Annotated in this window: 12 protein-coding genes and 3 pseudogenes; 7 read left to right on the top strand and 8 right to left on the bottom strand. The window is 68.9% G+C overall.

The features are described 5' to 3' along the window. Positions 1 to 181: 181 nt before the first annotated feature. The 6 genes from COGEMETH_RS07545 to COGEMETH_RS07520 form a co-directional block, all read right to left on the bottom strand. Positions 182 to 748, bottom strand: a complete 567-nt coding sequence (locus tag COGEMETH_RS07545) for a YceI family protein (protein ID WP_238181993.1) — start codon at positions 746 to 748, stop codon at positions 182 to 184. Beyond that, complete coding sequence (locus COGEMETH_RS07540) at positions 745 to 1,344, bottom strand: cytochrome b (protein ID WP_238181992.1); 600 nt, start codon at positions 1,342 to 1,344, stop codon at positions 745 to 747. The genes COGEMETH_RS07545 and COGEMETH_RS07540 overlap by 4 nt, the downstream gene beginning before the upstream one ends. Positions 1,345 to 1,372: 28 nt before the next feature. Then, a complete protein-coding gene (locus tag COGEMETH_RS07535; RefSeq protein ID WP_238181991.1) occupies positions 1,373 to 1,984 on the bottom strand; it encodes a YceI family protein in 612 nt (203 codons plus the stop codon). Positions 1,985 to 2,164: 180 nt separating this feature from the next. Beyond that, positions 2,165 to 2,401: a glutathione S-transferase family protein gene (locus COGEMETH_RS07530; RefSeq protein ID WP_238181990.1), complete on the bottom strand. Its 237-nt coding sequence runs from the start codon at positions 2,399 to 2,401 to the stop codon at positions 2,165 to 2,167. A gap of 8 nt (positions 2,402 to 2,409) precedes the next feature. Beyond that, complete coding sequence (locus COGEMETH_RS07525; protein ID WP_238181989.1) at positions 2,410 to 3,447, bottom strand: LLM class flavin-dependent oxidoreductase; 1,038 nt, start codon at positions 3,445 to 3,447, stop codon at positions 2,410 to 2,412. A gap of 38 nt (positions 3,448 to 3,485) precedes the next feature. Beyond that, on the bottom strand, positions 3,486 to 4,097 hold the full coding sequence (locus COGEMETH_RS07520; protein WP_238181988.1) for an FMN-dependent NADH-azoreductase: 612 nt from the start codon (positions 4,095 to 4,097) through the stop codon (positions 3,486 to 3,488). Between the two features lie 270 nt (positions 4,098 to 4,367). On the opposite strand from COGEMETH_RS07520, the gene COGEMETH_RS07515 reads away from it, so the two are divergent. The 7 genes and pseudogenes from COGEMETH_RS07515 to COGEMETH_RS07485 form a co-directional block, all read left to right on the top strand. Continuing rightward, positions 4,368 to 5,309, top strand: a complete 942-nt coding sequence (locus tag COGEMETH_RS07515; RefSeq protein ID WP_238181987.1) for a LysR family transcriptional regulator — start codon at positions 4,368 to 4,370, stop codon at positions 5,307 to 5,309. A gap of 273 nt (positions 5,310 to 5,582) precedes the next feature. Then, positions 5,583 to 6,143 carry a GNAT family N-acetyltransferase gene (locus tag COGEMETH_RS07510; RefSeq protein WP_306421730.1) on the top strand — a complete coding sequence of 187 codons (561 nt, stop codon included), beginning with the start codon at positions 5,583 to 5,585 and terminating at the stop codon, positions 6,141 to 6,143. Between the two features lie 362 nt (positions 6,144 to 6,505). Beyond that, entirely contained in the window at positions 6,506 to 6,850 is a 345-nt protein-coding gene (locus COGEMETH_RS07505) for a DMT family transporter (RefSeq protein WP_238181986.1), read from the top strand. A gap of 2 nt (positions 6,851 to 6,852) precedes the next feature. After that, on the top strand, positions 6,853 to 7,416 hold the full coding sequence (locus tag COGEMETH_RS07500; RefSeq protein WP_238181985.1) for a TetR/AcrR family transcriptional regulator: 564 nt from the start codon (positions 6,853 to 6,855) through the stop codon (positions 7,414 to 7,416). 54 nt (positions 7,417 to 7,470) lie between these two features. Continuing rightward, a pseudogene (locus COGEMETH_RS07495) lies at positions 7,471 to 8,642 on the top strand (efflux RND transporter periplasmic adaptor subunit). Positions 8,643 to 8,691: 49 nt separating this feature from the next. Continuing rightward, positions 8,692 to 8,948, top strand: a pseudogene (locus tag COGEMETH_RS07490) (efflux RND transporter permease subunit); the annotation flags it as partial. Positions 8,949 to 8,950: 2 nt separating this feature from the next. Next, a pseudogene (locus COGEMETH_RS07485) lies at positions 8,951 to 9,160 on the top strand (efflux RND transporter permease subunit); the annotation flags it as partial. Between the two features lie 133 nt (positions 9,161 to 9,293). Here the strand turns inward: COGEMETH_RS07485 and COGEMETH_RS07480 are convergent. Both COGEMETH_RS07480 and thiL read right to left on the bottom strand, forming a co-directional pair. Beyond that, positions 9,294 to 11,441 (bottom strand): sodium-translocating pyrophosphatase, encoded by a 2,148-nt coding sequence (locus COGEMETH_RS07480; RefSeq protein ID WP_238181983.1) that lies wholly within the window; start codon positions 11,439 to 11,441, stop codon positions 9,294 to 9,296. A gap of 255 nt (positions 11,442 to 11,696) precedes the next feature. Continuing rightward, positions 11,697 to 12,674: a thiamine-phosphate kinase gene (gene thiL / locus COGEMETH_RS07475; RefSeq protein WP_373875329.1), complete on the bottom strand. Its 978-nt coding sequence runs from the start codon at positions 12,672 to 12,674 to the stop codon at positions 11,697 to 11,699. Positions 12,675 to 12,678: the final 4 nt, after the last annotated feature.

Here is a 12,678-nt window from a genome sequence, read left to right as displayed (position 1 = left end):
ACCCAGGTTCTCACAAAGCCTCGGTGGTTTGCGGTCTGTCCGCCAACCGGCGACAGACCGATAAACCGGTCATCCAGCCTTGCCGATCTGCCCCGGGAACGAGGAACGCCGGCGGAGACCAGCGAAGCCCAGGGCCGTTTCGGAACGGCGCCACCAAGGAAAGTCCGGACTCTTTCTTCAGCTACAACCCGGACTTGATCGATGCGACGAGATCCACGTCGACACCCACCTCGAGGGCCACCCATTGCCCCGACGCCCATGGGCCTTGACCGACGCCGAACTCCGTGCGGACGAGGTCGAGATGCCCGACCGCATGGGCGTGTCCGCCGTCGAGGCCGAGGCGGAACGGGAGCGTGACGGGCTTGCTCCTGCCCCGGATGGTCAAGGTGCCGACCGCGTCGTAACGGCCGTCGCCCTTGGCGACGAAACGACTCGCCTCGAAGCGGGCCGTCGCCTCGGCCTTGACGTCGAACCAATCCTTCTGGGGCATCGCCTCGTCGCGCTGGACGTCGCCGGTCTTCGCGCTGGTCAGGTCGATCAGGACCTTTGCGCTCCCGGTCTCGGGCTTGGCGGGATCGAAGCTCACCGCCGCCTCGAAGCGCTGGAAGCGTCCGGTGAACGGGACCCCGACCTGCACGCCGGAGAACCTGATCGAACTCCCTGCCGGGTCGACCTGCCAATCGGCGGCGAGGCCCATGGACGGGACCGCCTGGAGGGCCATCAGGACGAGGAGGTGACGGACGTTCATGATGATGATCTCGTAAGGGAACGGTCGCCCGTACCGCGCAGGACCGGCGCCATGCGACGCAGAACGTCGTCGCGAAGGACCCAGTGATGGCGCAGCGCCGCCGCCACGTGGAGCACGACGAGCGAACCGAGGAACCAGGCGCCGTAGGCGTGGACGCGCTTCATCACGGCCTCGCCCGCGGCCGGGTCGACGTGTCCGGAGAGCGGCAGGTGCGGCCAGGGGATCTGGCCGAACAGCACCGTCGGGATGTTGAAGGGCGAGAGCGAGACGACCGCCCAGCCGGCAAGCGGCAGGCCGACCAACAACCCGTACAGCGTGAGATGGGCCGCCGAGGCCGCCCGGCGCTCGCGCGCCGGCATGCCGTCCGGATGGGGCGGCGGCCTGTGGCCCCATCGCCAGGCGAGACGAAGGACGGTCAGCAGAAGGACCGTAATGCCGACCGACTTGTGCCACTGGTACAGCTGGAACCAGCGCATCGGCGCCAAGTCGCCGTGCTCCATGAGCAGGCCCATCCCCAGCAGGCCCAGCACGCACAGCGCGCTGAACCAGTGCAGCAGGATCGCTACCCGGGTGTAGCCTCGCGTATCCCTGGACATGACCCGCCCCCGTCCTCGGCCCCTGCCGTCAGTCCTGGCGCTCGAACGCGCCAGCGATGGTGAGGTGGAGATCGTCGCCGACGAGGGGCACGAAGGTCTTCACGCCGAACTCGGAGCGCTTGATCGTGCCGGTCGCGTCGAAGCCGACCGTGTACTTCTTGCTCATCGGGTTGGCGCCGGCGCCGACCAGGGTAACGTCGAGGGTGACGGGCTTCGTGACGCCGTGCAGGGTGAGGTTGCCGAGCACCTTCGCCTTGTCCTTGCCCTGCGGCTCGACCTTCGTGGATACGAACGTCATCTCCGGGAACTTGGCGCCATCGAGCCACTGGTCTCCCTTGAGCTCGCCGGTGAGCTTGTCGCTGGTGGTCGAGACGGACGCGACCGGGATCTTGATCGAGAGCTTCGCCTGGGCCGGGTTCTTCGGATCGAGGGTCAGGGAGCCCGACACGTCCGAGAAGCCGCCACGGTAATTCGAGAAGCCCATGTGGGAGACCTGCCACCCCACCTGCGTGTGGTAGGGGTCGACCGCGTAGGTGCCGGCCTGGATCTGGGCCGGGTCGTGCGTCGGCGGGGTCTGCGCCAGGGCCGGGACGGCCAGGGCGAGGGTCAGTGCGACGGTCGGGATGAAGAGGGTCTTCAACGTCGATCTCCGGATGGGGGCGACGCCTGTCGCCCGGTTTGCAGGCCGGTCCCGGGTCCGGTGCCGCTCCTGCGGCACCTTCTTCACCGATCACCGGATGGTTCGAAAGCCTGTATGATTCGATGCTATCCATCGGAACTGGCGATGGATAGCACCAACGAGCCTGCCGGGTCCGGTCGTTCAAGGCATCAGGCGCTCACGTCCCGACGGAGCATCGAAGTCGAACTCGGGTCCGACCGGCAGGGCGCGGCTCGGGTTCAGCCACGGATGGCCGGCGTAGTCGTGCCGCTTGATGTGACCGAGATCGACCGTCGGCCGGATGGCCGGGTGCCGATGCAGGTCGCGGGTGTAGGCCCAGAGCGGCTGATGCACGACGAGCGCGCGGCGGATGCACTTGAAGTGGCCGTGTCGGCTCACCCATGGCCTCACTTTTCCAATGCGGTCTTGACGGCCGGCGAGACCTCGGTGCCGAGCAGCCTGATCGAGCGCTGCATCGCCTCGGTCTCCAGCATGGCCGAGCTCATCTGGAACGTGATGCGCGAGAGCCCGCCCAGCGCCTCGTTCGCCGCGAGGACCTTGTCGCGGACGGTGCCGGGCGAGCCGATCAGGAAGGCGCCTCCGGAGCCGCACATGGCGTCGAACTGGGGGCGGGTGACACGGGCCCAGCCGCGCTCGCGCCCGATCTCGGTGAACATGTGGGCCCAGCCGGGGAAGAACGCCTCGCGGGCGGCTTCGTCCGTGTCGCCGACGAAGCCCATGGCATGGACGCCGACCCGGAGCGTCTCGGTTGCGTGACCCGCCCTGCGGCCTGCCTCCCGGTAGAGGTCGACGAGGGGGCGGAAACGCTCGAAGCTGCCCCCGATGATCGCCACCATCAGCGGCAGGCCCAGCGTCCCGGCGCGGGCGAAGGAAGCCGGCGTGCCGCCGACGCCGAGCCAGATGGGTATCCGTGCCTGATGCGGCCGCGGATAGACGCCCTGGCCGTCCAGCGGCGGCCGGAATCGCCCGCTCCAGGTCACCTTGACCTCGTCGCGCAGCTTCAGGAGCAGGTCGAGCTTCTCCGCGAACAGGGCGTCGTAGTCCTGCATGGCGAAGCCGAAGAGCGGGTAGGCCTCCCCGAACGAGCCGCGCCCGACCACGATCTCGGCGCGCCCCTTGGCGATGAGGTCGACGGTGGCGAACTCCTGGAAGACGCGCACCGGATCGGCGGCGCTCAGCACCGTGACCGCGCTGGCCAACCGGATGCGCTTGGTGCGGGCCGCCGCGGCCGCCAGGATGACGGTGGGGGCGGCGTCCAGGAATTCCGGACGGTGATGCTCGCCAATGCCGAAGACGTCGAGGCCCACCCGGTCGGCTGTCTCCACCTCGGCCAGCAGGGCCTCCAACCGGTCCGCCGGCGGGACCGTCCGACCCGTCGCCGGGTCCGGGATGGTGGCGGCGAAGCTGTCGATACCGATTTCCATCGTCTTGTCCTCATCGGGGTCGTTCGGGGCCGGCGGGTTCAGGCCGCGAGCGCGGCGACCTGAGCCCTGGCCTCGGCGACGGCCTGCTCCTTCGACGCTTCGTCCTTCGCGAGGCCCTCGGCCCGCACGATGGTGACGTCGGTGAGGCCGATGAAGCCGAGCGCGACGCGCAGGTAGCTTTCCTGATGATCAAAGCCGGCCATCGCGCCGTCGCCGGTGTAGATGCCGCCCCGGGTCGAGGCGACGAAGACCGCCTTGCCCTTCACGAGCCCCTCGGCGCCGTTCGGTCCGTACCTGAAGGTGCGGCCGGCGACGCAGACTCGGTCGATCCACGCCTTGAGCTGCGACGGGACGGAGAAGTTGTACATCGGCGCACCGATGACGATGATGTCCGAAGCGAACAGATCATCCACGTAGGCGCCGCCCTTGGCGAGATCCTCGCCGAGGGCCGGGCTGCCGACCTCGCCGCCGTGGAACACCGCCAGGTGCGCGTCCGACAGGTGCAGGGTGGGATCGGCCGCGAGGTCGCGGCGGATGACCTCGGCGCCCGGATGGAGGGCCTGCAGCCTGGCCACGATCTCGGCGGTGAGCCCCCGGCTGACCGAATGGGCGCCGAGGATGCTGGAGTCGATGTGCAGGATCTTGGTCATGGCGTGAGCCTGTGGTCATCGATGGAGGGCATCGGGGCACTCGGCCGGAGGCCGCTTCCAACCCTTGCGTAGGATCGGTTAGACGACCTCCCGCGGCATCGGGATAGCCACTCTTTCACGATGCTAAGCATCGGGTAATTCGATGGATGCGCGTCGAAGGCTTCGTCGTCCCGAGGAGGGACCATCATGGACACATCCTGCTCGGGACCACATGGCCCTCCGAACGTCTCGATGCTATCCATCGGTCTTTCCGATGGACGGCTTGCTTTCATGCTCGACGGATTGTCCCTGGACCAACTGAGGATCTTCGAGGCCGCGGTCGACGAAGGCAGCTTCTCCGCGGCGGCCCGGAAGCTTCGACGCACCCAATCCGCGGTCAGCGAGACGATGGCGAACCTGGAAGCGCAACTCGGGGTCGTCCTGTTCGACCGGAGCGGTCGCTATCCGCGCCTGACGACCGAGGGAACGGTGCTGCTGGCCGATGCCCGGGCCATCGTCGCCGGCGTCAACGGCCTGAAGGCACGGGCCAAGGGTATCGCGGGTGGGCTTGAGCCCGAGCTCACCGCCGTCATCGACGTGTTCTTCCCCATAGCCGCCTTCGCCGAGGTCGCCCGGGAGTTCCGGGAGGGCTTCTCGGCGACGCCGCTGCGGCTCTACGTCGAGGCCTTGGGCGCCACCGTCCAACCGGTCATGGACGGACGTGCGAGCTTCGGTCTCGTGGGTTCGCTGCCGACCCTGCCGGCCGGACTCACGGCCGAACGCATCGCGAACGTGGCTTTCGTCATGGTCGCGGCCAGCGGCCATCCGCTCGCGGCGCATCACGGGCGCATCCCGAAGGCCGCCTTGGCCGAGCACGTGCAACTCGTGCTGACGGATCGATCCGACCTGTCGGCCGGACGGGAGTTCGGCGTGATGTCGCCCTCGACCTGGCGGCTGAGCGACCTTTTCGCCAAGCACGCCTTCCTCCTCAGCGGGCTGGGCTGGGGGGGCATGCCGCTTCACACGGTCCGCCAGGACCTCGACGAGGGTCGCCTCGTGATCCTGTCCATCGAGGATGTCCCCGAAGGCGGCCTCTCGCTTCCGATGTCCGCGGTCTACAGGACGTCCGAGCCGCCCGGTCCCGCGGGCCGTTGGATGATCGAACGGCTGAAGCGATGCACCGACGACCCGTCCTCCCCCGGCTCCGTATCTAAACCGGGTACAATCTCCTGAGGATCGGCGTCATCGGTTCGGGCGCCCTCGGCTCCAGCGTGGCCGAGGCCTTCGCCGCGAATGTTCGTGACCTGATCGCGGCCTCCGAGTCCTTCCCCGCCGACATCGAGGGCGCCGGACGTCGAAAATGCCCTGGGCGGATGGTCGCCGCCACCCGCGCAGTCCGGAAGCCGCGGGGGGCGCCGTTCCGCTTGCCGGATACCTCGACCGGCGTACGACCGCGTTCGGGAATGGCGTCGGCCTCTCCTCCGCCTTCGTCGAATCGCTGCCAGGATGACTGCGCGGGGTGGATTTCAGCTCGTCCGCCTTGGGGCAGCGATGCATGGAAGCGGACATCGTCGCCGAGCCCGCTCACGAACGATAGCTGACCTCACGAGGCGAACAGGGTATGCCGTCGCCATGGTCCTACGTCCTGAAACTGCTTCTGACACCCTCGCAATTCGGGCCCTCGTCTCCGCTGCCTTCCACGATGCGCCTCACGCAACTGGCACCGAGGCGGACATCGTGGACACCCTCCGTGACGACGGCGCGTTGACCATCTCTCCTGTCTGCACAGTAGCCGACGAAGTCGTAGGACACGTCGCCTTCTCACCCGTCGTGGTCGGATGCGCGGCGGAAGGTTGGTTCGGGCTCGGCCCCGTGGCGGTTCAACCCGAATACCGCGGCCAGGGAATAGGCCAGCGCTTGATCGAGGCGGGGTTGGGCAGCCTTCGGGAACGTGGTGCCGGGGGCTGTGTTGTGTTGGGTGATCCTGCCTATTACCGACGCTTCGGATTCGCTGCCGACCCGGCTATCGTCCTGGCCGGGGTGCCCCTGAATACTTCCAGTCCTTAAGCCTGTGCGGGAAACGCCCGGAGGGCGAGGCTCGGTATCATCTCGCCTTCGGCGCGGCCTGACTTCCGCAAACCACTTCCAACCGAAGCTGCCGGATCACCGACCAATCGCCGCTTTCGGGAAGCGCTGACGGCGGTCTCGACGGTCGGGTTGGGTCGGGAGCGGATCGACCGTTCCGGGTGGGGACCCGCCCGTCCGCTTTCGGACGCGGGGATCGCACCACCGTCGTCCCGCACATGTCACATCGGGCATCCGCCACTTCGCGACCCGCAGTAAGCGGAACCCGTGCGGGATCGCGAGATGAGACTTGAAAGATACCAAACGGTCTGTATGTATGCGTACACCGAGTGACCGGTGAGATCATGCCGAGCCAAGCCTTCGCCTACGCCGCCCTGACCGTCGCCATCGTGTGCGAGGTCGCGGGCACCACCTTCCTGCAGAAGTCCGAGCAGTTCACCCGCCTCGTGCCGACCGTGGCGATGGGGGCGTTCTATGCCGGCGCGTTCTATCTGATGACGCACGCCCTGAAGGTCATGCCGCTCGGGATCACCTACGCCATCTGGAGCGGCGCGGGCGTCGTCCTGACCGCTTTGATCGGCGCCACTCTCTTCAAGCAGTCGCTCGACGTGCCGGCTCTGGTCGGCATCGCCATGATCGTCGGCGGGGTCGTGGTGATGCAGGTGTTCTCGACCGCGACGGGACACTGACCATGGAGAACGCCTACCGCCGCAGGAAGCAGCCGGAGCTCGTCCGGCGCACGCTGCTCGACTGCGCGGCCAGGCTCGCCATGGAGCAGGGGCTCGCCGCCGTGACCGTTCAGGCGGTCTGCGAGGCGGCGGCCGTCACCAAGGGGGCGATGTTCCACCACTTCGCGAGCAAGCAGGCCATGATCGACGCCGTCGTCGCCGAGCTCCTGGAGAAGCTCGATGCCGACATCGAGGCGGCGATGGTGACCGATCCGCAGCCCTACGGCCGATTCACTCGAGCCTACGTGACGGTCACCCTGGACGACCTGATGCTGAACCAGGGCAGCCAGTGGACGGCCCTCTACATCTCGTCCCTGACGGAACCGAGCCTGCGACAGGTCACGGCGGAGTGGTTCGCCAAGTTCGTCCGGCGGCACCGCGCGACCGACGACCATCCGACGCTGGAGATCGTGCGGCTTGCCGCCGACGGGGTCTGGCTCGCCGGCCTCCTGCGCGACGATGGCGGCCCGATGCCGGACCTCCCCGCCCTCCGCAAGCGCCTGGTGGCGATGACGCTTCCCGACTGAGCGGTCCCGACGGACCGTCCGACTCGCCATTCCCTGCCGAGGACCCGCCCGCCCATGCGAGAGCGTGAACGCAGACGCTTGCCCATCGTCCCGGTGATCACGCCGTACCTCGTGGTCCTGGCCCTGTGCGGCTGCAAGCCGAGCGCAACCGACCCGACGACGCCCGAGGCGGAGACGCCACCCATGGACGTGTCGACCGTGACCGTGGTGGCGACCACCATACCGCGCATGCTCGACCTGCCGGGACGGCTCGCCTCGACACGCGTGGCCGAGGTCCGGGCGCAGGTATCCGGCATCATCCAGCAGCGCACCTTCGAGGAGGGCAGCGTCGTGGGTAAGGGCGACGTGCTCTTCCAGATCGATCCGGCGATCTACAGGGCAGAGGTCGACACCAGGACCGCTGCGGTCGCCAGGGCCGAGGCGACGCGCGTGCAGGCCCAGCGCCAGTCGGAGCGCACCGAGACCCTGGTCGAGGGGCAGGCCGCCAGCACCGCGCAGAACGACATCGCGGTCGCCACCCTGCGCCAGGCCGAGGCCGATGTGGCCAGCGCCAAGGCGCAACTCGCCCGGGCCCGGATCGATCTCGACTTCGCCACCGTGCGGGCTCCCATCGCGGGACGGATCGGCCGTGCCCCGATCACGGAGGGAGCGCTGGTCGGCGGAGCCGATGCGACGAAGCTTGCGATCATCCAGCAGATCGATCCGATCTTCGCCGACTTCAGCGCCTCCGCCTCGGATCCGGGCGGCTCGCCGAACGCGCCGCCGGCAGGGGGGCGACGGAGGTGAGGCTGGTCCAGACGGACGATGGCCTGTACCCGACCGTCGGTCGATTGCTGTTCACCGACGTCGGCGTCGATCCAGGTACCGGACAGGTCAGCCTGCGCGCGACCTTCCCGAATCCGAAGGCGGCCCTGCTGCCGGGACCCTACGTCCGCGTGCGCGTCGCACAGGGCATGAAGGCCGACGCCGTCGTCGTCCCGGCGCAGGCAATCCAGCGCAGCAGCGCCGGCGAGGCCCAGGACTACGTCGTCGAGGACGGGAAGACCGCCTTGCGGCCACTGCGCACCGGCGCACTCACCGACACCGGCTGGACCGTCGAGGAGGGGCTCAAGGCCGGCGAGACCGTCGTGGTCGAGGGCTTCCAGAAGATCCAGCCCGGCATGGCCGTCAATCCCGTCGCCTGGACCGGTGGCAGGACGGCCGCCGCCCCCGAGCCCCACCGATAGGGGGTCGACAACCTCGTCGTCCCGGCTCCGCTTGCGCAGGCGCATTCCCATGACCCGGTTCTTCATCGACCGCCCGATCTTCGCCTGGGCGATCTCGCTCTTCATCATGCTGGTGGGTGCGATCTCCATCGCCGCCCTGCCGGTGTCGCAGTACCCGGACGTGGCCCCGTCACGATCCAGGTCACGGCGGCCTAGCCGGGCGCCCCGCCGGAGCGGCTCTGCGACGGCGTCACCCGGATCATCGAGGAGGAGCTCAACGGCATCCCGGGGCTGATGTACTTCGAGAGCACCAGCGACACGTCCGGCACGCAGCGCGGGGCTACGCCAGCGGCGACGCCATGGCCGAGATGGAGCGGCTCGCGGCGAAGCGGCCGTCCGGGTTCGACCACGCCTGGACCGGGCAGTCCCTGCAGGAGAAGCTCTCGGGCTCCCAGGCGGTCTACCGGCTCGCCCTGTCGCTGTTCTGCGTCTTCCTCTGCCTCGCGGCGCTCTTCGAGAGCTGGTCTATCCCGCTGGCACAGCCTGACCACGAACCGTCACGCACGGCGCAACGCAAAAGGCCACCCGATTCACGCCGGGTGGCCTTTTACTTTAGGTTTGATTAGTGCGTAAGTTTGGAGGTCGAGAGCGGATCTTTGGGTCAGTTATCAGTCAACTGTGTGCGAGCACCGCCAGCAGCAGCAGGGCGATGATGTTGGTGATCTTGATCGCCGGGTTCACGGCAGGGCCCGCCGTGTCCTTGTAGGGGTCGCCGACGGTGTCGCCGGTCACGGCCGCCTTGTGGGCGTCCGAGCCCTTGCCGCCGTAGTGGCCATCCTCGATGTACTTCTTGGCGTTGTCCCAGGCGCCGCCCCCCGAAGTCATCGAGATGGCGACGTAGAGGCCCGTCAGGATCACGCCCAGCAGCGATGCGCCGACCGTGGCGAAGGCCTGCGACTTGCCGGCCACGAGCTGGATCGAGAAGAACAGCACGATCGGCATCAGCACCGGCAGCAGCGAGGGAACGATCATCTCCTTGATCGCGGCCCGGGTCAGCATGTCGACGGCCCGGCCGTAATCCGGCCGGTCGGTCCCCTTCATGATGCCGGGCTTCTCGCGGAACTGGCGGCGGACCTCCTCGACGACCGCGCTCGCCGCGCGCCCGACCGCGGTCATGGCCATGCCGGCGAACAGGAACGGGATCAGGCCGCCGAGCAGCAGACCGACGACGACGTAGGGGTTCGAGAGGGAGAAATCGACGACGACACCCTGGAAGAAGGGGTACTTGGTCGGGCTGGCGTTGGCGATGAAGTAGTTCAGGTCCGAGGTGTAGGCGGCAAACAGCACCAGGGCGCCGAGGCCGGCCGAGCCGATGGCGTAGCCCTTGGTCACCGCCTTGGTGGTGTTGCCGACCGCGTCGAGCGCGTCCGTCGACTTGCGGACCTCGGCCGGGAGGCCGGCCATCTCGGCGATGCCACCGGCGTTGTCGGTCACGGGGCCGAAGGCATCCAGCGCCACGATGAAGCCGGCCAGCGCCAGCATCGCGGTGACCGCGATGGCGATGCCGAACAGGCCGGCGAGCGCATAGGTGGAGATGATGCCGCCGACGATGACGAGCGCCGGAAGCGCCGTGGATTCCAGGGAGATCGCCAAGCCCTGGATCACGTTGGTGCCGTGGCCGGTGACGGAGGATGCCGCGATCGACTTCACCGGGCGGAAGTTCGTGCCGGTGTAGTATTCGGTGATCACCACGATCAGCGCCGTGATGACGAGGCCGATCACGGCGCAGCCGAGGAGGCCGCCCGAGGTGAAGGTCACGCCGGTGGACGTGGTGAAGCTCGTCGAGAAGCTGCCGAACAGGGCGAAGTTCACGGCCGCGATCGCGCCGACCGAGAGCACGCCCGCCGTGATCAGTCCCTTGTAGAGGGCCCCCATGATCGACTGGTTCGCCCCGAGCCGCACGGCGTAGGTGCCGGCGATCGAGGTGAGGATGCAGGACGAGCCGATGGCCAGCGGATAGATCATCATAGCTTCGAGGACGTTGCGGCCGGCGACGTCCGTCTGGCCCGCGAAGAAGATCGCGGCCAGCACCATGGTGGCGACGACCGTCACGGCGTAGGTCTCGAACAGGTCGGCGGCCATGCCGGCGCAGTCGCCGACGTTGTCGCCGACGTTGTCGGCGATGGTGGCGGGGTTGCGCGGATCGTCCTCGGGAATTCCAGCCTCGACCTTGCCGACGAGGTCGCCGCCGACGTCGGCGCCCTTGGTGAAGATGCCGCCGCCGAGACGGGCGAAGATCGAGATCAGCGACGCGCCGAAGCCCAGCGCCACCAGGGCGTCGATGACCTCGCGGCTCGACGGGGCAAGACCTGCGCCGCGGGTGAGGTAGAGGTAGTAGAGGGCGACACCCAGCAGGGCTAGGCCGGCCACGAGCATGCCGGTGACGGCGCCCGACTTGAAGGCGACCTCCAGGCCCCCGCCCAGCGAGGTCGAGGCCGCCTGGGCGGTGCGGACGTTGGCGCGCACCGAGACGTTCATGCCGATGAAGCCGGCCGCGCCCGAGAGTACGGCGCCGATCACGAAGCCGACCGCGACCTTGATTCCGAGGAAGTAGGCCAGCGCCACGAACAGGACGATGCCGACGATGCCGATGGTGGCGTACTGGCGCTTGAGGTAGGCCTGCGCGCCCTCGGCGATCGCGCCGGCGATCTCCTGCATGCGCTGGGTTCCGGCGTCGCGTTTCATCACGTCGTTGATCGTGACGATTCCGTAGGCGACGGCGCAGAGCCCGCCCAGGATGATCAGCAGCAATGCGGTCATTCTACCGTCCTTGGATTTATGTGCCTGGCGTTGGCTTGTGATTGCCGAGCTCGGCCGCGGGGGCCGTGGGACGTTGGCGCTCGGATTCCGGCACTCCTTCCCAGAAGTGCGCGCCTTGATTGCCAAACTTCGCGGCGGAGCGCAAACGCGACTTCGGCCCGCGAACAGCGGATATTGCTGCAGCGCAATAATCGCTGGCCGCCACCGTCCCCGGAGACTGTCCGATCGAGGCGCGCCGGCCCGGATCGCCCCCCCTCAGAAGTGGCTGAACGCGCCGGCCGCGAAGACGCGCCGGCCGCGCTCCGTCTCGAAGGCGGGCGGTTCTCCGCCCGCGACCACGGTCCCGATGGCCGCCACCGGCACGCCGGCCGTTGCGGCCTCCCTGCGGAAGGCGTCGAGATCGGCCTCCGGGACCGTGCAGAGGATCTCGTAATCGTCGCCGCCGGTCAGGGCCGTGTCGAGGAGCGCCGGTTCGCGTTCCAGGGCGCGCGCCGCCGCTGGCGACAGGGGAACGCGGGCGGCGTCGACCACGGCGCTGCGGCCTTCGCCCGCCAGCATCCTGGCGAGGTCGCCGGCTAAGCCGTCCGACACGTCCATCGCCGCCGTGGCGAAGCGCCGGAGCGCGGGCGCAAGGCGCAGGCGCGGCTGGGGGTGCAGGTAACGGTCGAGCAGGTGCGCCTCGGATTCCGGGTCGAGGCCCCGCGCCCACCCGGCCTCGGGCGAGAGGCGCAATTGCAACCCGAGGGCCGCGTCGCCGATCGTGCCGCTGACGCAGATCCGGTCGCCGATCCGCGCCGTCCTGCGGCGCACGATCCCGCCGGTCGGCACCTCGCCGATCGCGGTCACGCCGATCAGCGCGGGTCCGGCCGCGCGCACGGTGTCGCCGCCGAGGAGCGGGCAGCCGAAGGACGCCGATGCCGCCCCGAGCCCCTCGGCGAAGCCGGCGAGCCATGCCTCGGTCCAGTCCTCCGGCAGCGCCAGTGTCAGGAGGAAGCCGCGCGGGACGGCGCCCTTGGCGGCGATGTCGGAGAGGTTCACCCCCAGCGCCTTGCGGGCGATGGAGGCGGGCGGGTCCTCGGGGAAGTAGTGCACGCCCGCGACGATCGCGTCGGCGGTGAGGACGAGGTCGTGGCCGGGGGCCGGCGTCAGCGTGGCGGCATCGTCCCGCAAGCCGTCTGACCGAGGACGGCCTGATCGCGCGCTACTTCGCGCCGCTCGCCGGCCCCGGCGCAGACGG

This window comes from Methylobacterium trifolii, assembly GCF_022179685.1.
Lineage (GTDB): Bacteria > Pseudomonadota > Alphaproteobacteria > Rhizobiales > Beijerinckiaceae > Methylobacterium > Methylobacterium trifolii.
The sequence above is the reverse complement of the archived record's forward strand: the minus strand, read 5'-3'. Positions and strand labels throughout refer to the sequence as shown.

What these genes read in the sequence shown, in the direction of transcription:
- COGEMETH_RS07545 (WP_238181993.1), bottom strand. Translation starts at nt 748, where the DNA reads ATGAACGTCCGTCACCTCCTCGTCCTGATGGCCCTCCAGGCGGTCCCG.
- COGEMETH_RS07540 (WP_238181992.1), bottom strand. Translation starts at nt 1,344, where the DNA reads ATGTCCAGGGATACGCGAGGCTACACCCGGGTAGCGATCCTGCTGCAC.
- COGEMETH_RS07525 (WP_238181989.1), bottom strand. Translation starts at nt 3,447, where the DNA reads ATGGAAATCGGTATCGACAGCTTCGCCGCCACCATCCCGGACCCGGCG.
- COGEMETH_RS07520 (WP_238181988.1), bottom strand. Translation starts at nt 4,097, where the DNA reads ATGACCAAGATCCTGCACATCGACTCCAGCATCCTCGGCGCCCATTCG.
- COGEMETH_RS07515 (WP_238181987.1), top strand. Translation starts at nt 4,368, where the DNA reads ATGCTCGACGGATTGTCCCTGGACCAACTGAGGATCTTCGAGGCCGCG.
- COGEMETH_RS07510 (WP_306421730.1), top strand. Translation starts at nt 5,583, where the DNA reads ATGACTGCGCGGGGTGGATTTCAGCTCGTCCGCCTTGGGGCAGCGATG.
- COGEMETH_RS07505 (WP_238181986.1), top strand. Translation starts at nt 6,506, where the DNA reads ATGCCGAGCCAAGCCTTCGCCTACGCCGCCCTGACCGTCGCCATCGTG.
- COGEMETH_RS07500 (WP_238181985.1), top strand. Translation starts at nt 6,853, where the DNA reads ATGGAGAACGCCTACCGCCGCAGGAAGCAGCCGGAGCTCGTCCGGCGC.
- COGEMETH_RS07480 (WP_238181983.1), bottom strand. Translation starts at nt 11,441, where the DNA reads ATGACCGCATTGCTGCTGATCATCCTGGGCGGGCTCTGCGCCGTCGCC.